Source organism: Mesorhizobium sp. M0296 (assembly GCF_040321675.1).
In the GTDB taxonomy this organism is placed as follows: Bacteria; Pseudomonadota; Alphaproteobacteria; order Rhizobiales; family Rhizobiaceae; genus Mesorhizobium.
Window position 1 is genome coordinate 57,187 of sequence record NZ_JAMYRZ010000023.1, and the last position, 22,509, is coordinate 79,695.

Consider the following 22,509-nt stretch of genomic DNA (forward strand, 5'->3'; position numbering starts at 1 on the left):
GGGTCAACGCAGCCAACCTCATGTTGCAGTGCATCCAAAGTGGAGACTTCGTTCATGACCCGATCCGCGGCAGGCGTCATGACGCTGTTCTGCACGACCCAGAAAAGCCCGACCCACCGTCTGATCCCGCATGGGGTGCGGTCATTTCGCTTTCCTTGGGCACCTTCGGGCTGGTGACGGCAGAGTTTCTGCCTGTCAGCCTCCTCACGCCCCTCGCGCATGATCTCGGTGTTACCGAGGGTGCGGCTGGACAGGCGATGACGGCGACCGCTATCGTCGGGGCGATCTCGGCGCCGACGGTTGCCATCATCACAAAGCGCCTGGACCGCAGGATCGTCATGTGGGCGATGACGCTGCTGCTGATCCTGTCGGACGTTGTGGCGGCCGGCGCGTGGTCGCTGGCGGTACTCCTGACGGCACGCGTCGTGCTCGGCATAGCGCTCGGAGGCTTCTGGTCCATGTCGGCAGCACTGGCGATGCGGCTCGTTCCAAGCCACCTCCTGCCGCGCGCCATATCGATCATCCTCACCGGCGTTTCCGTCGCTTCCGTTTGCGCAGCTCCAATCGGCGCTTATGTCGGCGATATCTGGGGATGGCGAAGCGCCTTCATGATCGCCGCAGTCGTCGGCGCCGCTACACTGCTGGTGCAACTCATAACCATTCCGAGGCTGCCTCCGGTTGGAGTGGCTAGCTTCCGCAGCCTGCTGGATGTGGCCAAGATTCCGATGATCAAGGTCGCGCTTTTGGTCGTCCTGCTGGTCGCTTCCGGCCACTTCGCCGGCTTCACCTATATCCGCGCCTTCCTCGAGAAGGTTCCCGCGCTGGATGTCAAGACGATCTCGCTTGTGTTGCTTGCTTTTGGCATCGGCGGATTCTTCGGCAATTTGGCCGGCGGGCTGCTGGCCGAGTACAGTCTCAAGGCAGTCGCGGCCCTTGCACCGCTGCTCATAGCGATAGCCGCTGTTTCGCTGCTGACGGCGGGAGCATCGGCCTCGGCCTCGGCGGTTGCGGTTGCCGCGTGGGGCTTTGCCTTCGGCGCAGTGCCGGTGGGATTGCAGACGTGGATGGTATGGCGCGCCGCTCCCGAGCAGGCCGAAAGCGCCGGTGTGCTGATGGTCGTAGCGTTCCAAGTGGCAATCGCAGCCGGCGCGATTTTCGGCGGACTATTGGTGGACAATGCCGGGATTACCAGTGCCATTGCCTACAGTGCTGTTGCCACGTTCGCCGCCGCCCTCATAGTGTTCCTGCTCGGCCCGAAGCGCGAAACCTAGACCGCCTGGCAGAAGAGGCCTCAGCAGCGCAGCGGGACGAGAGATGCGATGCACGGCTTCGCCGCCAAACATGCGAACCTCGCCGGCACCGGCCGCGCGTACCTTTCGGCCGCAGACTATCGTTCGGCAGCTTGATGATGGTGACCACATAGCCCAGGAGCTATATATGGCTTGGGAAGTCGTTTTTGGCGATGAGTTCGATGGGGAGTTCGAGGCGTTGCACCAGACAGTCCAAGATGAGCTATTGGCCTCGGCTAAGCTGCTCGGTGTGTTCGGGCCCCAGCTGGGGCGACCGCATGCGGATACCTTGAATGACTCGTCGTTCGCGAACATGAAAGAACTTCGCTTCGACGCTGATGATGGTGTCTGGCGGGTTGCGTTCGCATTCGACCGGAAGCGGAAGGCGATCCTGCTCGTCGCCGGCGATAAGTCGGGCGTGAGGAGAAGCGCTTCTATAAAAGTCTGATCGCCAAGGCGGACAAGCGCTATCAAGGGGATCTCGACCGTTTGGCGGCGGCGAAGAAGGAGAAGAAGTGATGGCACGCAAGCTTGACGACCTAATCGCTGCGCTCCCCGAGGATCGTCGGGAGCGGGTCGACGCGCGTTTCGAAGAGTTAAGGGGAGAAGTCGAGAGTCTCGGCGATTTGCGGCGTGCCGCTGGAAAGGCCCAGGCCGAAATCGCTTCGGTCCTCAAGATCAAGCAGCCTTCGGTCTCGAAGATCGAGAAACAAGCCGACATGTACTTGTCTACTCTTAAAAGCTACGTCGAGGCGATCGGGGGGCAACTCGAACTCGTCGTTCGCCTTCCCTCGCGCGCGCCCCTCCGTATAGAGCGGCTCGGCGACGTCGTGGCTCCCAAAGCCGTCTCCGTGCGTAGCGTTAAAAGAGCGGCAGGTGGACGTAATCGCACAAAGGCCGCACGCGCCGGCTGACCTCACTCTGTTCGGCTAAAGACTACCGATGGGGCGAGATGGTCTCGTCGATGCAAGGAGTAGGTATGAGCAACGTCCTAGTTAAGCCAGCTCGCGGCAAGGTAACGGACGCCGACATAGGTGTGAGCTGCGGATGCCGGCGACTTTGGCTGCTTCCTGGACTGCGCGGTGCAATTGCCTCGATGAGATCGGCGCGGTGAAGCTGCGCCCCGGGGAACAGTCAGCCATGGGGGAGCATCACCCCGCGCCACCTGCCTTCGCGCCACCACAGCCGCAGCAGTTCCAGAAGTTGCGGCGAGAGCATGGCGTGCGGTCCCTGCGTCCCTCGCCCTGTTCGACGCGGATCAGCATGCGTGTCGAGTCGATGTCGTCGATCTTGAGGTGCGCAACTTGGACACGCGCAGGCCCGCGCCATAGGTGACGCCGAGCGCGGCCTTGTACTTGATGCCGGGTGCTGCTTCGAGCAGCCGCGCCGCTTCCTCCACGCTCAGCACCTCGGGCAGCTTGCGCTGATACCTCATGATCACCAGCGCACGCGCCAGATCCCGACGCTTCAGCGTCATGAGGAACAAGAACCGCAGTGCCGAGACCGCGCCATTGACCGTCGCAGGGCCGACGCCGCTCTCATGCTGATGCAGCTGGAATCGACGGATGTCCTCAGCCGTCGCCGTGTCGAGCGAGCGGCCAAGGAACTCAGCGAAGCGCCGGACGTGACGAACGTAGTCCTGCTGGGTATGGGAGCCCAGGCCACGCATGAGCATGTCGTGCTGCATGCGCTGGCGAAGCGGAGAGATTGGTGCATCGGTCGACAGGGTAGCCATGGCGAGTTCCTCTCGTTGAAGGGACCTCCATGGTCAGATCGACACCTCTACCCGCTCAAGTCAAATGGCAGTCGCGCCATCTCAGGCCGAGGCGCCCCTCCCGCGAAGCGGGTCGTCTAATCGCTCGGCCCGACGAGGCCGAACGTCTTCCTCAACCCGCGGATTTGATTGGATATCTGCAAACGCATCTTAAGAAGCTGGCGCCGTGCGGTGATCAGCGTGCGGATCAGCATGCTGTCCAAACCTTTGACCCGAACCTCTCGGTAGTGCGAGTCAACCCGCCTAGGTCGAACCGCAGTTTGACAGTGGGCGTGGTCGTTTCAATTTTTAGCGCAATGTGGAAAAGTGGGTGCGGAGGCAATGGGTTGGCCATATTTCGCACATTGCTTCACTGAATAGCAATGTGTAATGGAGGTGAAAAAGTTCATTTAAAACAACCGCCCAACCGCAGCACAATGTGCGCTCTTTTATCCTGCCATCTTAATCGGTCGTATGGTCGTATTTTGAGGGAGTTGATCGCCATCGTCGTTCCGCGTTGAGTTCCGATGCGCGGTGCAGTTTTCCGCGCTCTGCGACGGGGTAGTTGCGCTACTTATTTGCAGCGCTCGAGCCATCGCGGCGCAATATTCCATCGCACTGACGGAGCAGCGTCACCTGGTCTGCATCAGTCTTGACCGCAAAACCGAATTCTCTGCTCAAAGTGCTGCCGCCTTCGTTCAATTGGTGCATCTGCGTTGTCATCAAGCCGCTCATCGACGCGCTTCGAGTAGCGTGCGATCCTTCATATGAGCGCGTTGGGCGTGTCCTGGTTGGTTGACGGGTCCCCATATAGAAGGTCAAGGCGGTCAACATGGCGTGCATCATGACAACCAGCTTGCGCACTACCGTCACGAGTGCCTGGCGACGACAAGAGCGCTTGGCTCCGATGCCCAGCTCATGACTTGTATTTGCCCTCGACACGCTCTTCGCTTGGTCAATGAGCTCGCCACCGTTTAAGGCGGTAACGCAATGTCGGATAATAGCGCTCATTCTATTACATCAAAGCGCCCACTTTTTTTGAGCATGAGTTCTGCCGCTGCGCTTTAGATATCTTGGGTTGGGAAGGCCTGCGGGGCGCGTGCGTGAAACGCCGCTACAACAGGGCGCATGCAAGGTTTGCGTTGCATCGGGAGTAGAGTCGCGTGCACGATGCCGATCCGCGTGTTTCACGTTATCGGTCAGTCGAAGGGCGGATAGACTGGAGGTGGTTGTCCGATGGCAGAGTTTGGTTACGGTGAGCAATTGTCTTCAGATGGCTCCTTGTTGCCTATCAACGTTGTGGTGCTACCGCATGCTGTTGGGTTGCCCTTGCCCTCGTACGCTACTGAAGGCTCAGCCGGCCTTGACCTTCGGGCAGCTATTGGCGAGGACGCTGTTGAGATCGCGCCCGGAGAGCGAAAGCTGATTCCAACCGGTTTAATCTTTGAATTGCCCGTCAGATATGAGGGCCAAATTCGTAGCCGTTCTGGTCTGGCGTATCGCAACGGAGTTGTCGTTCTGAACTCGCCTGGAACTGTCGATAGCGACTTCAGAGGAGAAGTCTTAGTATTGCTTTTCAATCACGGAAAGGATGCGTTTAACGTGCGACGAGGCGACCGTATTGCGCAGTTTGTTGTTGCTTCCTGCGTCCCGGTTCGTCTACGCCAAGCTGTAGCGATTAGTGCCACCAGCCGAGGGTTAGGTGGTTTTGGCTCAACCGGCGACGCAACAGGCGACTGACTCGTGGGAAATTAATGACGACGACGATTGACCTGCTATCGGAAAAGGAACGGTTCTTTCGTCTGTTTCAGGTTTGGCCCATTTCGCAACGATTTGAAACGGAACGTTGGCGGGAAAACTTCACGTCCGATGAGCGTCCTTTTGCTGACAGATTGCTGGATCGGTTTGCATACTTTAATGAAACCATGGTTGACGCTCTGCTTAAAGCAGCTGTTCAACGCTTCCTCAACATTTCCTATTCAACCACAAAGACGGACATCTCTAGGTGCGTTTTTGTTAGCGTGGAAGGAGAAGCACCCCACCCGGCTGACAGCGGTTATGCGTTTCTCCGAAAGGTGAGGAACACGCTCGGTGTTAATGAGGACAAGATCCATACGGCGGATTCCGCTTTACGCCTTCACCCATTCGTCGAGAACTATGTGTTCGTCGACGATTTTGTGGGCAGTGGAAATCAAATGACACAAACATGGACCCGAAAAAGAGTTCAGCCTGATGGCTCAATTCTTTCGTTCGCGGACGTAGCTGTATCTGGAAAACATACTTTCGCGTACTGCCCATGTTTGTGCACCGAGTCAGGAAAGATAAATCTCGAACGAGATGCTGCGCCACTCTGCATCGTTCCCGCTCACATCATATCGGCGAGGCACAATGCCATCCATCCTGAGGCGTTTGTCTGGGAAGGAATGAACATCAACGACGCTCTCCAATTTATGAAGACCACCGGGAATCGGGCTGGTTTCGTCGCACAAGACGGAGGCCAAAACGACTGGCGGGGATACCACTGTCTAGGGCTTTCCCTGGCAGTACACGATTCCATTCCAGACGCTTCGCTCCCCATTTATTTCTCCCAACTGAATGGCTGGAAACCGTTGATGAGAAGAAGTTCATGACAGCTCTGCAGGATCGATCAAATTCCCTACAGAGCCTGTTCGGCAGCTTCAGGGCCGAGTGGCTACAGGAAAAGCTCTTTTCACTTTTCAGCGAGCCCGCATATTTTCCCTCACTCAAGGACCATAGGCCATGCGTTTTGATTGGCGGTCGGGGTACCGGTAAGACCACGGCACTCCGATGCATGTCGTATGAGGGGCAGTTTGCGCTGGCTGGCGACAGATTTGCAGATGTTGCAGCCTCGGATTTTGTGGGCCTCTATCACAAGGTCAATACCACGCGGGTATCCGCGTTTGAGGGCTCGATTCGAACCCCAGAGCAATGGCGCCGCATTTTTTCACATTATACCAATGTAGAAATTTGCGAGATGCTCTTAGCGGCATTCGACTGGTACAAATCTCAATCGGCATCGTCAGAAACCATTGATATCAAAACCTGTAGAAGAGTCGCTGCTTCATTTGGATATGACAATGTCAGCAGCGAAGATGGGCTTCGATCATGCGTCAGCGATGCACTGGCTGCAATTGAACGCTGTATCAACAATGTGTCACTACCAGAGCCAACGCTATCACTGCTACAAGTTCCAATTGATCTATTAGCTTCCGGATTAAGAACTACAAAACTCCTTGATGGTAAGATCTTTTATGTAATACTCGATGAGTACGAGAATTACCTGGACTATCAGCAGCAAATAATGAATACCTTGGTTAAACATTCTAGCGGTTCTTATGTATTCAAAATCGGCGTGCGCGAGCTAGGATGGCGAGTAAGGTCCACTCTTAATCCAAACGAATATCTTGTTAATCCTGCCGATTACGAATTAATTAATATCGAGAACCGCCTGAGTGAGACGTTCCCGAAGCTTGCACGTGAGGTTTGTGAGGCGCGGTTGGCTGCGTGGGATTCTTCATTCACAGAGCATCACGCGTCTCTCGATCGGCTGTTGCCGGCCCTATCTCAGGATAGGGAGGCAGATATGCTCGGAGTTGAAAAACACCTAGAAGGCTTCCGTGAGTACCTATTATCTCGAAAAAACGACGCAGTCTTAAGCCTAAAAAATCTTGAGATGTACGTGTTTCTTTCTTTAAATGAGGGGAATTTTGACGCTGCACTTAAGGAATTGATACTTTACGCCGCAGGTGAAGCACAGCAAAAAGATCGGTATCATAATTATAAATATGCATATCTTTTTTCAATAACAGGAAAAGGAGCAGAAATATCGAAATACTATTGTGGTACTGATGTATTTTCATTGATCTCACGAAATAACCTAAGATTCTTTCTGCAATTGGTTACTGAGAGTCTGGCAAGGCACCTCGCTGGTGGCAACCCAGTGAATTCTTCCATTAGTTTTGAAGACCAGACGAAGGCGGCACGGCAGGTCGGACTTCAATATTTGACTGAGTTGGAGGGTGTAACCGTTCGAGGTGTACAGTTGGTGAAGTTATTGCTCGGACTTGGACGTCTTTTTCAGATCTTGTCCATGAACCCCGCCGGCTCAGCTCCTGAGTGCAACCAATTCCAGCTGCGAAGCAATCGAACACTCTCGCATGAGACCATCGAGTTTGCCTCAGCCCTTTTGCGGGACGGTGTAATGCATTTGGCGCTGGTCAGATCGCCAGGTACCAAACTGGCTACCGATTCGGATATCAGGGAGTGGGATTATTCACCTCATCCGATCTTTGCGCCGTTCTTCAATTTTAGTCATCGCCGAAAGCGCAAACTCGATCTGACAGAGCAAGACATCGCAGACATGGTTAGGCAACCTCAGGTAACTATCAAGCGTCTTCTGCGAGAGAGAAGCTACCTTGCTGAACAGCAAATGCCGACTCAACTAATGCTATTCGACGACTATTTTGGCGCTTCTAATGCTTAAGTCGTGGCCTTCGAGTATATATACGTCGAGTGCGGATGTGATTTTTCTAAGAGGCGCCGCTTTATTTCATGGAAAGTTTTTAGAAGAGAGAAGCGCTATCCCTACTAGCTGGATGAATAACTCCGAACTTAGTAGATTTGAAATTGTGGAGTGCGACGACATATCGCAATTCCGCCTAGGACAGGACGCCCAAGAGATTCGCGGCAATAGTCAGCCTGACGTCGAGCGAATACTCGCTCCAATAGTCGGTCGACCAATCTACATCGATATCACTGGGCTAAGCCACCATGTCTGGATGCCGCTTTTGCGAAACGCGATCGACAGCGGTGCAGACGTTTGGTGCATTTATGCCGAGCCTGAAAAATATCAGTTCACCAACAGCCCACGCCCGAGTGAGTTTTTCGATCTGAGCGAGCGTATTCGTGGAATCGCGCCTATCCCCACATTCGCTAAGCTCTCGACAAACCGAAATTTGAAAATATTGACAGTGCCCCTGCTGGGATTCGAGGGAACTCGATTCCGCTACATGGTTGAGACGCTTCAGCCAGAGGGTAAGAATGTCTTTCCCTTTATAGGCGTTCCTGGCTTTAAGCCGGAATATCCTTTTCATACCTATCAAGGAAATGCGAACACGCTAGACGACACTCGAGCATGGGAGAATGTTCGATTTTTGGACGCGGCATGTCCGTTTTCCGTGGCTGCCGAGCTTGCAAGTCTACAAACACTAGCGCCGAACATCTTCTTGCAAGTCGCATTAATCGGAACCAAACCGCACGCTCTTGGTGCAGCTTTGTATGCGCTTAGGAACCAGAACGTTGAACTCGTCTACGATCACCCAGTAAGAAAGCCGTCACGAACATCCGGTTCTTCAAGGTGTCACGTCTACCACGTTTCTGAATTTCTCGAACCAAACTAAAGCATTTTCGACAGACATCCGTGATACGGCCCCTAGCCGCAGAGTTGGTTTTCCAAGCCAGCTCAGGGAACCCACGTTTTCTTGACGATCTTACGGCTGGCGCCGGTGGCCTAGTAGTTACTGCGACAATAGGGCGGCCCAACTCACCATGGACAACTTGTACTAATCATCGCGTTCGGCCTCACGCCGAGCAGCACGGCCAGAAGCATCACGTCGACCAGTCATTGCGGCTACCTTCGCGGCGTTAGAATCCCTGAATTGCATGTAAGCGTCCTTTATCGCCACGCTCGACGGACGGCCGACAACAAGAGCAAATAGATCGTAATACGGCTTGAACCGCTTTTTATCGGTTTTGAATTTCCAGGTCCAATTCCAACCCCATTCGAATTCCTGTCTTGAATCAATCTGCGCAGCAACAGTACGATCAGTCACGAATTTAAAGATATGATTGTTGCATGTCTTCACAAATACTTGTAGCGCATCAGCAATGTTGTCAAGATCTTCTGTCGATGCGGAAAATAGACCGCCAATGAGATGGTGGTGTTTCGACATACCAAGGTCGTTGGCATTCTTATTGCCAAGGTATCCGAAGCGGTGCACGCAACAGTGGCGGACGTGGCAGATGCTTTCGTAGGTTCCAAGCGCGGCGTCGATCTCCGGCGGAAGCTTGGTCATCCCGATCTCGCCCAGGCGCGCTTTAAGTTCCTTCACCGAGGCGAATGAGTCTTCATAGAGTGCTTCCGCAAGGGACTCACGGGGACGTTTCATTGCCACCGAAAACAGGAGCTGTTTCTGTCCAAGTGCCTCCATAGTCAGTTCGTCAATGTGGGCAAGCCGACTAAGCAATGTTCTGAAATAGGTCTCGACTGCCGAAAGATATCCCAGCAGGACGATGGAACACAGCTCCGGTGAGGGAACCCTGTTTGCAGTGGCGCCAGCCAAAATGACGTTGATGGCGTTGGTGTTCGCAATGAATTTGTCGATGGGGCTCCACAGTTCATTGGTGTGTCTGAAGAGCTGTGTTGTATCGATGGAAGGAAGGGGCTGGACCTCGACAAGGGGACGGATCGCGATTGCCGTCATGACATCATCTCGTCAACGTAGTCCTCAACCTTGGTGAGAATTCGATCAGAACGTGCTTGGGCGATCGAATGGATCTTTCGGAGCTCGGTACCCGGGTCCTGTAGAGCTCGCAGCGCTCCAACCGTCTTGATGTTGGCACTTTCCATTTTTCCGATCAGGAATTCGGTGAGGCCAGGAACGCCGTTGATCTCCATCGCCATAATGCGATTGTAAATCAACTCGTCGACGAGCTTGCTCCCGCAGTTCTGGCAGAATTTCTGCTTCTCAGCATTCCTTGGGGTCTGGCAATTTTGACAGGGAGGGAGATCGAGTTTGAGCGTTTCGTTGATACCTTGAGCGCTGAACAGCGTCGTGAAGTTCCTCCGAACCGGATGCTTTTCGTTAGGCCGGGCGATGAACTCGACGATGTTTCCGAGTGATGTACCCCGTTCACCGGGCGAGAACGCTCGCTCAGCGATCAGAGCGGCTAGGTGCGGGGTGAAGCGCCGATACGTCCGATCGCGTCCATGCGACACTTCTTCTTCCCTGTGAAGCAGACCAGCTTCAGCTAGGAGATCCACCATTCGGCTCGATAGGGGGTCGAATTCCTTGGCCTCGATGCCTAGTACGGTGGCCTTCTCACGCTTGCCCTTGAGCTCTTCATTGCGAGCAGTCATCGCCGCAACGACGCCGTCGAAGAACTTCTCGCCAACGCGGATGAGTGTTTTGAGCTCTACGACCTTCTCTCCCAGAGACCGAAACTCGCGAATTCTATTGTCGCGATGCGCGCGGATCACCTTGGTCACCGTCGATCCCATGCTCGACTTCGTCGGCTTGGCCGCCTGCACCGACCTGAGAAGTGTGAGGTATGCTCGGGGAATACCAAATGCGGCATATTGCAGAAGGGTTCTCGCTTCGGGCGCAATCCCGCTGAGCCCTTCTGGGTAGCGACGCTCCGCAATCGTCTGCATCATGGCGCCATAGCCTGCATTGTCGACCGCAGCCCACGCCGAGACGGTTCTGCCCTCATGGTCAGCGTGGAAGCGGGTTCCAAACACCGTGGTGCCGGGATAGATCGAGCATTTCGGGGCGATCTCAGGCGACTTGATCACCCGGAGAATGTCCAGAAATTCCGTCATGAATGCCGGCGACAGGGTGAGAGCCGCATCGTCCAACAGGAGCACGGTCCGCGTCCGCCCACTCCTCGTAGCTAAGTCCGCAAGGACTCGTTTGACAGCTTCGACGGACAGTTCGCGATGTACCATCTCGTCGACGGGATCGAGCTGGAAGTTACGCTCAAGAGCCTTCACAAGCTTTGCAAGCCGCCCGGCTTCGAGGCCGAACTCTGTGCCGATATCGTAGTCGGACGAGCCGCCGACACGCCTGAAGGTTTCCTGAGCGCCCTCTAGGATTCGCGCGAGCACCCAAGAATGGAATAGTCCGTTCGCATCGGTCCGCGCTCTAGAAAGAGGTTCGAGGCTCAGGTACCTGTTCAAGGATGTATAGACGCTGAAAGGTCGGTCCTTGTGTTCGACACATTCGAGCCAAGCGTATCGCATAAGGTGGGTTTTTCCGCACCCGCGAGGACCTACGAGAAGCACCAAACCGCGTGCGCAAAGGACCCTCACGATCTCGTCGAATTGATCGCCTGTTGCCGTTCCTGACTTGATGACGTTCTCCTCGACGTGGTCGGCTCGCTCTTCGAAAGAATCATCTAAGGTCTCATCAAATTCCTGATCGTCCACGTCTGGTGTTCCGGTCATTGAGCTTCGATCTCCAAATCCAAGAGATCCTCTCTATTCAACATGCGCGCGCCAACGCCTCGTGAAACTCCTAGAAGGGCCGCCTGACCGCCCTCGGACAAAAGGCTGCGAACGACAGTGTCGCGCCATGTAGCCGGTACGCGAATGCGATATATGCAGTCCGTGAGGAGCGCCCGACCTCGTGCCACGACACAAATCTTACGCTGCAGTTCGCGATCAACCCTAGCCAGCAAAATGTCGCCCGGCTCGGCAATGCGTTTGCCAGGGCGATCCGCGCCGAGGCTCTGGCCAGAAAGACGGTATGTGAAGGGCGAAGTTTGATCAAACCCGGTTGTGTGAAAAACCGGCTCGCCGCATGCGCGGGCCGCAGCTGACGAAAGCGAGCCTCTGACGATCTCTGCTTGGATTGCGCGGAGCGTAAAGCCTCGCCTGACAATCTTGGTCGATTTGTAGAAGCTAAAGTCCATCCTGAATGCGGCATCCTCCGCCCGTACAAGGATCGGAGAAGAGATTCCGTCGATGCCGATATTGCTGATTTCGACCGGGTCACCTCGCCCTCGCTCGTTCCGGAAGACGATGACGTGAGCCTGAGCCTCAGTACCTCGGAAGGAGCCACGCGGCAGTTGAACGATGCGCATGACACGGAGGCGTTCGAGCAACGCCTGTCGGACGGCGAGTGATCGCCTAGCGGAGACCAATCCGTCCGGGACAATTACTCCAATCTCGGCTCCGGGTTCTGCTAGGCGAAGGATCTGGGCGACAAACATGATATCGGAACCAAGGGCCGTCGGCGGGACCGCGTGCAGATGGTCCATTCCTGCATCCGCGAGGATGCGCGCAAACCCTTTGCGCCATCGAACCCGCGTATAGGGAGGGTTGCATACCGCCAGATCGAAGCGGGATTGTCCGACCTTTTCGGGAAGATCCTCATCGAGTACATCAGCGACAAGGTGCTCATGGGCTTGATGGCCGGCAGAAGCCATACCAAGTCGGATGTACTTCTCAGCATCGAGGTCGAGGTCGATGGTCTGAATCCGAGCACTCGCCCATCGTTGCGCTGCGGCGACGGTCAGCGAACCGCTCCCCGAACCGAGGTCTAGAATTGAAGTCGCGTGCCGGCGATCGAATAGGCTCACAAAAGCTTGTCCAATCAGGGGATCGGTATAAAACCGTCCCAACGGATCACCTCTCTTTCCCAACCCCTGAAGCATTCTATCGCCTAAACCAACCCGCGCACGAATCGCCTGCTCACTCCGTCGCAATCCCGACACTGCATCCGTGGCAGAGATGGACGCAAGCTGGCGCAAGTCGACGTTTCCCTGAAGCTTCCTAACACAGGCTTCGTCGTGCAAACACCTCGTTCCGAGAACTTCGTCGATGCCCCTGGAGGTTCTGGATAAGGTGTTTGCTCTAGAGGCGGGCATGACTCCTGTAGGAAGCCATTGTCCGGCTTGCACACACACCCGAATCAGACGGTGAGACCGCTCCGGCTCTGTTCCGCCGGCGTTGCCCTTCCTCCCGCCTTCCTAGATGGAGTCTACAATAAGTTGGCGGTGGCAACCGCTTCTTTGCGAACAGCAGTCGCAGGTTCTCGGAAACAGTCCGCTGCTCTGCCCCAGAGATATCGAGTGGACTTGCGACAAAGCCGGGAGTCTAATCGACAGATCAGACTAATATCTGCATCACTCGCGTCGCTACGGCGTCCCAATTCACCTCTGGATAATTGCATCGATCCCAAGGTAAGATTCGGGCATCTCCAGCACGGAAACAGCACTTAGGGAGTGGCGGTCTGGTCCGACCCAAGCCGAGCGGCTTGTCGCCGGCATTCTCCGGCTAGAGAAATACACCAACGTCCATCCGCAGGCGCCGCTCGGAGGCCCTGGCGATGGCGCCGACATCCTGTGCGAGCGCGGGCGCTATTTCTGGGTATGCGCAGCCTATTTTGAATCGATGGACAGATTCTGCGCTTCGGCCATAATACGAATTGTCTACGCTGCATTTGCCTGTCCCCGGCGGATTTGATTGATGTGACTGAGAACGGCCTGCAGATGCTGCGTCTGCTCCATCATGAGATCGGCGAGCTGATTTTCACGGGTTGCAAAGAAGGCCACCTGCTCATCAGCATTCATGGCGATCCTGCACCGCCATCATGACGGCGCCCGCCGAAGCGAGCATGGCGAGTAATCGGACAGCAGGCACAGCATTCAATCCCCGAAGGTGTCCGTCGACATTCGACAAGAGACACATGGCGCGGCGCGAGCGCTGGCGCAGTACAATCTACGAAGCGGTCTCAATCCGAGGCGATGCCGTCCTTGATCCGTGTGAGGCGGCTTTCGCCTTCCTCCGGGCCGAAGCAGCTTTCGAAATCATTGCATTCCCGGCAACTGGGCGCGCTGCACAGCGAAAAACCTTCGGCCTCGCAGAGCTTGCGGTAAAAGTATTTCTTCCATTTCATGTTTTGGGTGTTGCCGGCCGCCAGCGTCGGAAAATGCGAGGCGAGCAGGCGGCCGAGGTCGGTTCGATTAAAAAGGCCAAGGTCCTGCCAGAGATGGTCATTGCGCATGGCACGCCGGGCGATGATCTTGGCGAAGCGAGCGCTCGCCGGGTCGCCCGGCCGGGCATGCGCCAGCAGCAGTCCGCGCAGAAGTTCTTCCTCCAGATCCGGCTCGGGCTCGCTCACCTCTTCCAAGGCAAACGCGTTGATAGGAATAGCAGGGAAACAGCGGGCCAGGACATCGTGCAGCTCGGCGCGCGAAAGGCCGGTTGCCTCCGTCACCGTCGCCTCGCCGGCCTCGCCCTCCTCGAGCGCACGTGAAAGCACACAGGCAAGCACATGCTGGTCGAACCTCCTCTCCAGCTCGATCTGCGGCCATCGGCCGGTGCTGAGCCGGGCATAATGTTGGGCAAATATGGTGCCGTTCTCCTGGTTTGTCATATCAAGTCATGCAGCGACCCGGCCGGCCGCAACATGGGTCGGGCAGTTCTTCGGGTAGAGGCAGTCGCGGATCGCCTCGCGGTCGAGTAGTTCGGTCATTTTCGTCTGGTCCATCGGCTCTGTCGCAAATTCTGTGATTGGAAGAGGTGTTTCGCGAACCCCGCCCTGCCGTTTGCGCCTCATGGGGAACACCTCGGCGCCGGAAATGCCCCCGCGGAGTTGGACGTGGACCGTGCTGGGACAGAGGTCGCGTGCCGTCCTTTCCAGTGCGGCCACATGGTCGACCCCATTCAAGCCCGCTAGACTCTCGGTTGAATGACGTCCGATTCAAAGCGTCCGCGGGTGAGTTCCAGCGCACGTTCAGGACAGGATCGCGCGCCTCGCGATGCAGGCAGCTCCTCCCCTTCCGCAACTTCAATGTCACCAGGCAGGATGTAACCCTCGCCATCAAGCTTGAAGATGTCCGGCGCTTGCGCCGCGCATCGGGCGTGACCCTGGCATTTGGCATTTTGGACGATGATGCGCATGACGCTGCCTCCATTGTCTGTGCCCCGTCTCGGGGCGGGCCTAGGACCAGTCCAGGATCAAATTTTCGATCCCGAATACATGGCCGCCAGAGGTTATGGGTGCCGTACCCTGCTTGATCCTGAAAGCCGGGATGCGCGCCAGCCACTCCTCCAGGCCAACGACAATCTCCCGCCGGGCAAGGTGTGAGCCAAGGCAACGGTGGGGACCATAGCCAAAGGCGGCGTGGCGGTTGTCCTCCCGCTCCAAATCGATCGTGTTGGGGCATTCGAATTCCGCCGGGTCACGATTGGCAATCATCGTGGCGCAGGAAACATAGTCCCCCTTCCGGATCGGCGCGCCTTCGAAGTCGATATCTTTCGTTGCCACGCGGATCAACTGAACGGTCGGATAGACGCGCAGCAATTCTTCGGCCGCGAGCACGATCCGGTCCGGTTCGCTCCGAAGCAATTGCTGATCTTTGAGGTTGCGCGCGAGATAGGCCAAGTCAAAGCCTATAGCTGCTGCGACCGTGTCGAGCCCAGCGACGAAGACAAGCACGCCGATGCCGCGGACTTGGGTGTCCGTCAGCCGGCGGCCCTCGACCTGTGCCTGCACGATAAAGGTCATGAAATCGTCAACCGCCTCCTCGCGCCGCATGGCTGCAAGTTCGTCGATGAATGCCACGATCGTCCGGGCCGCCGCCGGGCGTTTCACATCGTTACCGTGAAGCAGATCTTTCCCCCAGCCGACAAATGTGTCGAGTCGGTCATCCGGCAGCCCCAGAAAGCGAAGGAAGATGCTCACCGCGAAAGGAAATGCAAAATCCTTCATGACGTCGCAGCTTGTGCCCGACGCGGCGATCCTCTCGATCAGCTCGACCGCCCGTTCGCGGACAGCCGGTTCCAAAGCCATCACCCGCTTTGGCGAAAGCAGCGGATTGAGTAGTGTGCGAAAAACGCCATGGGCAGGCGGATCCAGTTCAAGCGGGATCATCGGCCAGTTTTCGCCAAGCGCGGACGCGAAGATGCTGCGATGGCTCGAAAACGTTTCGGCGTCCTGCAGCACCCGGCGCTGGTCACTGGCGCGAGTGATGACCCAGGTACCCCGCCCATCGCGCGTGTTGCAGGGCGAATAGAAGATCGGCGGCCCGGCATGTACGCAAGCGACGGCTGCTTGCGGATCCCCGTTGGGCGTCGGTGACATCCCTGGTGACGTAAACAGGCTGAAGTCCCTCACCATTTCGGGCGGGACATGATCTGGAACGGGGTTGGTCGCCATTTTGCTTTCTCTACATTGGCGTTCATCGCTCGATTGAGATTGCACCGCTGTTCATAAAGTCGATTCCGGCATGGGTACGTCTCTTGTCGGGCGCCTTCTAGATTCTGTCGCCCGATACAGCCCACCTGCACCAGCGCGGATGAGATCGAAGTCAATCAGAAGGGGCATCTCCGCAGCGCTGCGGTCATGAAGCAAAGCCGCCGCTTATCCAGTTAGGGTTGAGAGGCTGGTCAATCACCGCTGAGCTCCGTGACGCACTGCTGACGCCCTGCTGATCAAATTGTCAAAGCAAGTCGCGTGCCGGATAGGCGTTACCCATGGCGCTGCACCAAGCGATGCCAGCCTGCACTGGGCCCGCCGCCGCTAAGTTGATGATCACCTGTCCATCATTCTTGGGACAACGTCCGACAACCGACATCCACGGTCGGTTTTGTCGAGTCCGCGACACCGGGCTGTTCGGCCTGGCTGCTGCTGCACTGCCTTCCGGTCGACTAGCGAGGAGATCGTTCGCACGGCCCGGATTGAGCAACGACGCGATCCCGCGCAAGGATCGGGTGCGGTCCGACAGGACCCGGCGGCGCTTGCGTGCGATGATCGAAATTATCAACAAGATCGAGCCGAGCTTCGGTTCGGCGCTGATGGCGTATGCGTTGTATCGCTCGCAGCCGCTGCAAGGATTTCCGGCTAGACGGCGATGCACTCGTCCGCAGCGGTCCGGCCGACGACGAGCTTGACTGTATCGATGCGGACAATTCCGGCGTGCACACCTGACCGTCCGTATGCGCTACGACGGCAAGCTCTATCGCACATGGACCTATATCTCCTCGCGAGCCGCTGTCGGAACGTGGTGCCGAGTCCTATGGCGGCCGGTTCAATCCGAGGGCCTGTCGGGCTCTACACATCCCTGTCGGTCGGACCGGGAACGCGTGGCAGACTCTCGGCCAGAAACCGCCAGTCGCTGCGCTCGCGTTCGCCTTCCTTGCGCGTGCCGAAGAACTGGATGATCATGTTGCCGTCGGCGCCATAGGCTTCAATGGACGTGACGTGACCGTCCCTCGTCGGCTTGCGCACGGCCCAGACCTCGCGGATGTGATGGGTCCTAAGATGCAGATGGAAGGTCTCGTCGAGCACATTGATCCGCGGCCCGATCTGCTTGACCGACTTGATCGGGCCGGAATGGATCTGGATGCAACCACGATTGCCGACAAAGCACATGATCGGCATCTCGTCTTCGGCCGCCTGTTGGAACAGGGCGCCAACGGCATCATTGTCGAGCAGCCAGGCGTAATCCTCGTCGGCCATACGCATCGCCTGGCAGCGGCTGAGCTTCAGTGTCTTCAACATATGGTAGAACTGATGCACGTCGCTCAGCCGGCTCCAGTGCTCGCGTAGGTCGTCGACCGTGGCGGCTTGGTCTGGACTCACTGCGTTATCGCGCGCCCCGCTCGCCTCGACCGATATGATCGGCTCCTGGTCGGAGGATACGAGCTCTGCCACCAGATTCTGATAGGCGTGCAGGTTCGAGGCGGGCCTGAGATGTACTTTGTGCATCGCCTCGCCGGTGGCATCAAAGAATTGCAGGCTGCGGCGGATCTCGGCTCCTTCGCGCTTCTCGACGGCGAAGCCATACGCCCACGCTTTCGGGAAGATGCGCAGGTCGATGTCGTCGCCGAGCACCATGGCATGCTGGTTGCCGGTGACCACTTTGTCGTAGACACCGATCTTTTCGTGCACGGCACTTTCATTACGGGTGAGCGCCATCACCTCGCCGACCGCCTCGAGGCCGGTCAGCAGATCATCGACGCGCGGCTCGATGCGCACCGCGCCGTGACCACAATGCGCCGCGACCAATTCGGCTTCCGAAATGCCCAATCGAGCGGCGAGATCATGCTCCCGGATTTTCGGATTGTCTTCGCACGCCCGCCGGATTTCGTCCGGCGACGGTTTCTCGCGCTGGTCCATGTCTTACCCCTGCTTCCACCTACGTGTGAGGATCAGCTGCCCTGCCGGTGAATCTTCAGCCGATCGGGCGCGCCGTAATGCTCGACCCTGATCTGCTGCTGGCCCGTGAACAAAGTGTCGCTGGACAGCGTGCGCACGTCGTCGCACCCGCGCGAAAACCGGGGGTGCTATCGGACCGGCGAGACCCGAGTGACACGAGCAGGCACATGCCGATGGAATCTCATCGAGCCGGTCGGTGGCCACCGGGCGGTGGTGAGCGATTGTGGGTGTTGTCGCAATCGGCCAATCGGTCATTCGGATGCCACGGGCGGCGCTGCTTCGCCAAACAAAGCGTGTCTGACCCAGTCCTGACATGTTGCTCCCTTGCTTCGCCGCATCGATCGCGAGGGCACCCACGACACGATTGTGGATCGGCAGTCTCTTGCCGCCTCGCCAGTGGAGCTTCAAAAACCGTGCCAATTGCGTCGAAGCAAGCTCAGAAGGAGTGTTCTGTAATGGTCATTGGTTAATGTGAGTTCAGCCAACCACTCAGGCCCAACATCCCGCGTGGCGGACCCGACAAACCCGACAGTACGTGTCGGTTGGCCGACACCTTCGCAGCAATGGACTCACAAGAAACACCGCAGGGTCAGAGATGCCGCGCTGTGTTGAAACATTTTTTCGCTTTGGCACGGTGCATGCAACGTGATGCGCAAGCAGGTCCCGGACTGAGGAGAATGGAGCCATGATTACGCTCACCGACAACGCTGTTGCCGCCATCAAGACTGCTCTTTCCCGCGCCAGCGAGCCGGCCGAAGGCTTTCGCATCATGGTCCAGGCCGGCGGCTGCGCCGGCTTCAAATACTTAATGGGCCTGGAGAGCGTGTCGCGCGAGGGCGACGCGATCACCGAGACAGATGGGATCAAGCTGTTCGTGGACGCGGGCTCCCAACCGCATGTCGCCGGCATGACTGTCGACTTCCTCACAGGGCTCGAATCTTCCGGCTTTGTCTTCGATAACCCCAACGCGCGCGAGAAGTGCGGCTGCGGCAAGTCCTTCAGTTGATCGCCTGAAGCGCCTGTGCGGGTCCATGAAGCGATTTGCCGCCGACGGACTCATTTGCGGCAGAGGAGGCTTATATGGCCGGCACAACAGATGTCCCTGTCCTCAAGAACAAGGCAAGGTCGAAGCCGATCTTGGGACCGGCAATCGCTTCAGGTAGGATGCAAAGAACGTCGCCTCCCGAAACAGTTCGGTTCCTGGTGGCACCCAAGCTGCTGGCGGCCAAATCGCGCCGCTGCGCCAAATTCGGCTTATCGATAACGTTGTCGTGTTCGGGCGTCCTTACCTGCGGGCTGACGGCGGCGACTGCGGACTGGCCATGTCGACGCCGATCCGGTCTACGTCAAACTCTCGGGCGTCCGCGCCGGCTGCCAGTTCGGGCCCATCATCATCAACGGCATACGCCAGAGGCTCAATGAGGCGGTCGCGCGCTCGCGTCATTCCGGTCAACTGAGGATCGCACATGAAACCTGTCTACCTCGACAACAACGCAACCACACGGGTCGATCCTGAGGTCGTGCAAGCGATGTTGCCGTTCTTTAGGGATCAATTCGGCAACCCTTCGTCGGCGCACGCTCTTGGCGCCTCAGTCAGTGCGGCGGTGAGAAAGGCGCGGAGGCAGTTGCAAGCTCTGATCGGCGCGGAGTTCGACGATGAGATCACCTTCACCTCGGGTGGGACAGAAAGCGACAATGCAGCGCTTCTTTCGGCGCTCGAGGCGGCGCCCAACCGAACCGAGATCGTTACGTCCGCGGTCGAGCATCCCGCCGTGCTGACGCTCTGCGCGCATCTTGAGAAGACCCGCCGCGTCAAGGTGCACAGGATCCCGGTGGATTGCCGTGGCCGGCTCGACCTCGACGCCTATATGGCCGCCCTCACCCCACAGGTGGCAATCGTCTCGATAATGTGGGCGAACAATGAGACTGGTGTGATCTTCCCCGTGGCCAGGCTTGCCGAGTTGGCCAAGGAAGTGGGCGCCCTTTTCCATACCGATGCTGTGCAGGCGGTCGGCAAGCTTCCGATGGACCTGAAGTCGACCGCAATCGACATGCTGTCGCTCTCCGGCCACAAGCTGCACGGGCCGAAAGGGATCGGCGCGCTTTTCGTAAAACGTGGCGTCAATTTCCACTCGCTGATCAAGGGGGGCCACCAAGAACACAACCGGCGTGCCGGCACCGAGAATACGCCCGGCATAGTCGGGCTCGGCATGGCGGCCGAACTCGCCTTGAAATTCATGGACGACGAGACCACACGGGTAAAGTCGCTCCGCGACCGTTTAGAGGACGGGATTCTCCAGCGCATCCCAAGCACCTGTGTCACTGGTGATCCCCTGGAACGGTTGCCCAACACCGCAAACATCTCCTTCGAACATGTCGAAAGTGATGGAATTCCACTTCTCCTCAGCCGCGTGGGCATCGCGTGTTCCTCCGGCTCCGCCTGCACCTCCGGTTCGCTGGAACCGAGCCATGTCCTGAGCGCGATGAAAACGCCACACGCGGCAGTCCGCTTCTCCTTGGCGCGGGACAACGGCGAAGAGGACGTCGACCGGGTGCTCGAGGTCATGCCGGGGATCGTGGGGAAGCTGCGTAGCTTTCCCAGTTCTGGGCCGGGTAAGCGAAGCTTCGAAGACGTTCAATCCGGTACATGCCTGAGCGGCAGCAGAACAGGGTGCCGTTCATGACCCGTCATGTCTTTCTTAACGATACGACCTTGCGCGATGGCGAGCAGGCGCCCGGCGTCGCCTTTACCACGAAGGACTCGCGTACTTATCAAGGGCTCGATCCGGCTCTCGTGGGCCGCTGCCGGCGTATCGTCATCGGCAAGCATTCCGGCGCCACTGCGATTGCCCATGTGCTGAGCGAAAGCGGTCGCGATCTCGACCCGGATCTGGCAGCCGCGATGGTGGCCCGCGTCCGGCGCGAGGCGGCCGAGACCAAATCGACCGTCACTGCAACTCAACTGGTCGAGCTCTACGATGGAATGTGCCGCGAGGCATCCCTCGCGGAGCTGTGCGGGTCCAGGTCAGCCGTGCGCGAGCGCACCGACACCACAGTTTTCCGACCAGGGAGAATGCAATGAATTGTTCCGCTGACAGCCGCCCCATCGATATCACCGACATCCTCGCACGACTGAAGCGCCTGTCGGCTGCGGAGGAGTTCTTCGCAGTCCTTGGCGTCTCCTATGACCCGAAGGTGCTGAATGTCTCGCGGCTCCATATCATGAAGCGCGTGGGCCAATACCTTGCCGAAGAAGATTTCTCCGGTCTGCCCGACCAGGTGATTGCCGCGCGGGTGCGCGCGACGCTCGAACGCGCTTACGAGGACTTCGCGATTTCCTCGCCGCTCACGCATCGGGTCTTCAAGGTGCTCAAAGACCACGATCCGAACAAACCTGCCACGCCGGGCCGCACCTTTGTCCCGTTCGACTCCGTACTGAAGCGGTTCGGACAGGAATGACCGCGACACGGGTTGCGACGCGACAATGTCGAGAAGCCGACAAATCCGGTCATCACCACGGCGCCCTCAGAAGCAACCAACGAAGTTCTAGGAATAGGGGGCAGCGCAAAACAGTTGGCACGAATGATGCACACCAAGGAGATAACCGCCAAGCCCGCATCCGGACAGGAGCCTAGAGAAACCGCCAATGCACATCGTAATCTGTATCAAGCAGGTGCCGGACTCGGCACAGATACGGGTCCATCCGGTGACGAACACGATCATGCGCCAGGGTGTTCCGACCATCATCAACCCTTACGACCTGTTCGCCCTCGAAGAGGCCCTCAGACTGCGCGACGCCTATGGTGGCGAAGTTACCGTACTCACTATGGGTCCGCCCATGGCAGAGGACGCGTTGCGCAAGGCGCTCGGATACGGCGCCGACCGAGCGGTGCTCTTGACCGACCGCTATTTTGCCGGCTCCGACACGCTGGCGACCTCCTTCGCCCTTTCCCAGGCAATCGCGAAGGTTGGCGAGACGTTCGGCACGCCAGACCTCGTCTTCACCGGCAAGCAGACGATCGATGGCGACACCGCCCAAGTCGGGCCCGGCATCGCCAAGCGCCTCGAACTCCTGCAGCTTACCTATGTCGCGAAGATCGCCTCCATTGATATTGCTGCGCGCGAGATCAAGGTCGAGCGCCGCTCCGAAGGCGGCACACAGATGCTGAAGAGCAGTCTCCCTTGCCTGATCACCATGCTGGAAGGCACAAACGAGATCCGCCGGGGCTCGATCCAGGACGCCCTGTGCGCCGCGCGCAGCCAGGTCTTGAAATGGAGTGCCGCCGACGCCGGCATTGAGGATCTCACCAAATGCGGCCTGCGCGGTTCACCGACGGTCGTCAAGCGCGTTTTCGCCCCTCCTGCGCGGGCGGAAAAGGCGGCAAAAATCGACACCGCCGAGATGGCCTTGCGCGATGTCGCTGACGAACTCATCACGGCAATCTTCACCCGCCAGCCGGCATTGGAACATGAGCTCGCCTTCAACGGCGGCGCGTGAGAG

Annotated in this window: 22 protein-coding genes and 1 pseudogene; 12 read left to right on the forward strand and 11 right to left on the reverse strand. The window is 57.8% G+C overall.

The features are described from left to right. The first annotated feature begins 20 nt into the window (after nt 1-20). From NKI97_RS21645 to NKI97_RS21655, 3 genes are all read left to right on the forward strand, one after another. Nucleotides 21-1,271: an MFS transporter gene (locus tag NKI97_RS21645; protein WP_352483750.1), complete on the forward strand. Its 1,251-nt coding sequence runs from the start codon at nt 21-23 to the stop codon at nt 1,269-1,271. 166 nt (nt 1,272-1,437) lie between these two features. After that, a complete protein-coding gene (locus NKI97_RS21650; RefSeq protein WP_352483751.1) occupies nt 1,438-1,737 on the forward strand; it encodes a type II toxin-antitoxin system RelE/ParE family toxin in 300 nt (99 codons plus the stop codon). A 70-nt stretch (nt 1,738-1,807) separates the two neighbouring features. Beyond that, nucleotides 1,808-2,203: an XRE family transcriptional regulator gene (locus NKI97_RS21655; RefSeq protein WP_352818381.1), complete on the forward strand. Its 396-nt coding sequence runs from the start codon at nt 1,808-1,810 to the stop codon at nt 2,201-2,203. 344 nt (nt 2,204-2,547) lie between these two features. Here NKI97_RS21655 and NKI97_RS21660 read toward each other — a convergent pair whose 3' ends face one another. The 3 genes and pseudogenes from NKI97_RS21660 to NKI97_RS21670 all read right to left on the reverse strand — a co-directional run bounded on the left by NKI97_RS21660 (nt 2,548) and on the right by NKI97_RS21670 (nt 3,765). Then, nucleotides 2,548-3,024, reverse strand: a complete 477-nt coding sequence (locus NKI97_RS21660) for a tyrosine-type recombinase/integrase (protein WP_352836497.1) — start codon at nt 3,022-3,024, stop codon at nt 2,548-2,550. Between the two features lie 125 nt (nt 3,025-3,149). Continuing rightward, a pseudogene (locus NKI97_RS21665) lies at nt 3,150-3,290 on the reverse strand (IS110 family transposase); the annotation flags it as partial. A gap of 322 nt (nt 3,291-3,612) precedes the next feature. Continuing rightward, a complete protein-coding gene (locus NKI97_RS21670; RefSeq protein WP_352836500.1) occupies nt 3,613-3,765 on the reverse strand; it encodes a hypothetical protein in 153 nt (50 codons plus the stop codon). A gap of 513 nt (nt 3,766-4,278) precedes the next feature. Here NKI97_RS21670 and dut point away from each other — a divergent pair. From dut to NKI97_RS21690, 4 genes are read left to right on the forward strand one after another with little or no spacing between them, the layout of a single operon-like run. Next, on the forward strand, nt 4,279-4,782 hold the full coding sequence (dut, locus tag NKI97_RS21675; protein ID WP_352483755.1) for a dUTP diphosphatase: 504 nt from the start codon (nt 4,279-4,281) through the stop codon (nt 4,780-4,782). Between the two features lie 14 nt (nt 4,783-4,796). After that, a complete protein-coding gene (locus NKI97_RS21680) occupies nt 4,797-5,672 on the forward strand; it encodes a phosphoribosyltransferase-like protein (RefSeq protein WP_352483756.1) in 876 nt (291 codons plus the stop codon). Continuing rightward, entirely contained in the window at nt 5,669-7,546 is a 1,878-nt protein-coding gene (locus tag NKI97_RS21685) for an ORC-CDC6 family AAA ATPase (RefSeq protein ID WP_352483757.1), read from the forward strand. Before NKI97_RS21680 ends, NKI97_RS21685 begins: the two co-directional genes overlap by 4 nt. 37 nt (nt 7,547-7,583) lie before the next feature. After that, complete coding sequence (locus tag NKI97_RS21690; protein ID WP_352483758.1) at nt 7,584-8,462, forward strand: hypothetical protein; 879 nt, start codon at nt 7,584-7,586, stop codon at nt 8,460-8,462. Between the two features lie 162 nt (nt 8,463-8,624). On the opposite strand, the gene NKI97_RS21695 is transcribed toward NKI97_RS21690, so the two are convergent. From NKI97_RS21695 to NKI97_RS21730, 8 genes are all read right to left on the reverse strand, one after another. Beyond that, nucleotides 8,625-9,545 carry a hypothetical protein gene (locus NKI97_RS21695; RefSeq protein WP_352836504.1) on the reverse strand — a complete coding sequence of 307 codons (921 nt, stop codon included), beginning with the start codon at nt 9,543-9,545 and terminating at the stop codon, nt 8,625-8,627. Next, entirely contained in the window at nt 9,542-11,287 is a 1,746-nt protein-coding gene (locus NKI97_RS21700; RefSeq protein WP_352483760.1) for a zinc ribbon domain-containing protein, read from the reverse strand. Before NKI97_RS21700 ends, NKI97_RS21695 begins: the two co-directional genes overlap by 4 nt. After that, nucleotides 11,284-12,498 (reverse strand): N-6 DNA methylase, encoded by a 1,215-nt coding sequence (locus NKI97_RS21705; protein WP_352483761.1) that lies wholly within the window; start codon nt 12,496-12,498, stop codon nt 11,284-11,286. The genes NKI97_RS21700 and NKI97_RS21705 overlap by 4 nt, the downstream gene beginning before the upstream one ends. A gap of 777 nt (nt 12,499-13,275) precedes the next feature. Next, nucleotides 13,276-13,416 carry a hypothetical protein gene (locus NKI97_RS21710; protein WP_352483762.1) on the reverse strand — a complete coding sequence of 47 codons (141 nt, stop codon included), beginning with the start codon at nt 13,414-13,416 and terminating at the stop codon, nt 13,276-13,278. A 161-nt stretch (nt 13,417-13,577) separates the two neighbouring features. Next, on the reverse strand, nt 13,578-14,222 hold the full coding sequence (locus NKI97_RS21715; protein ID WP_352483763.1) for a nitrogen fixation protein NifQ: 645 nt from the start codon (nt 14,220-14,222) through the stop codon (nt 13,578-13,580). Nucleotides 14,223-14,521: 299 nt separating this feature from the next. After that, nucleotides 14,522-14,749: a ferredoxin gene (locus tag NKI97_RS21720; protein ID WP_352483764.1), complete on the reverse strand. Its 228-nt coding sequence runs from the start codon at nt 14,747-14,749 to the stop codon at nt 14,522-14,524. A 40-nt stretch (nt 14,750-14,789) separates the two neighbouring features. Further along, the gene (locus tag NKI97_RS21725) at nt 14,790-16,007 is read right to left on the reverse strand and encodes a cytochrome P450 (RefSeq protein ID WP_352483765.1); all 1,218 of its coding nucleotides are present in this window, start codon (nt 16,005-16,007) and stop codon (nt 14,790-14,792) included. An 894-nt stretch (nt 16,008-16,901) separates the two neighbouring features. Beyond that, a complete protein-coding gene (locus NKI97_RS21730) occupies nt 16,902-17,969 on the reverse strand; it encodes a hemin-degrading factor (RefSeq protein WP_352483766.1) in 1,068 nt (355 codons plus the stop codon). Nucleotides 17,970-18,693: 724 nt separating this feature from the next. Between NKI97_RS21730 and NKI97_RS21735 the strand changes: the two genes are divergently transcribed. The 5 genes from NKI97_RS21735 (at nt 18,694) to NKI97_RS21755 (ending at nt 22,506) form a co-directional block, all read left to right on the forward strand. Further along, nucleotides 18,694-19,014 carry a HesB/IscA family protein gene (locus NKI97_RS21735; RefSeq protein WP_023678237.1) on the forward strand — a complete coding sequence of 107 codons (321 nt, stop codon included), beginning with the start codon at nt 18,694-18,696 and terminating at the stop codon, nt 19,012-19,014. Nucleotides 19,015-19,474: 460 nt separating this feature from the next. Then, nucleotides 19,475-20,692: a cysteine desulfurase NifS gene (gene nifS, locus NKI97_RS21740; RefSeq protein ID WP_352483767.1), complete on the forward strand. Its 1,218-nt coding sequence runs from the start codon at nt 19,475-19,477 to the stop codon at nt 20,690-20,692. After that, nucleotides 20,689-21,090 carry a homocitrate synthase/isopropylmalate synthase family protein gene (locus NKI97_RS21745; RefSeq protein WP_352815530.1) on the forward strand — a complete coding sequence of 134 codons (402 nt, stop codon included), beginning with the start codon at nt 20,689-20,691 and terminating at the stop codon, nt 21,088-21,090. The genes nifS and NKI97_RS21745 overlap by 4 nt, the downstream gene beginning before the upstream one ends. Further along, nucleotides 21,087-21,467, forward strand: coding sequence for a nitrogenase stabilizing/protective protein NifW (nifW, locus tag NKI97_RS21750; RefSeq protein ID WP_352483769.1), 381 nt, complete (start codon nt 21,087-21,089; stop codon nt 21,465-21,467). Before NKI97_RS21745 ends, nifW begins: the two co-directional genes overlap by 4 nt. Nucleotides 21,468-21,654: 187 nt before the next feature. Beyond that, nucleotides 21,655-22,506 (forward strand): electron transfer flavoprotein subunit beta/FixA family protein, encoded by an 852-nt coding sequence (locus tag NKI97_RS21755; RefSeq protein ID WP_352450754.1) that lies wholly within the window; start codon nt 21,655-21,657, stop codon nt 22,504-22,506. Nucleotides 22,507-22,509 lie beyond the last annotated feature (3 nt).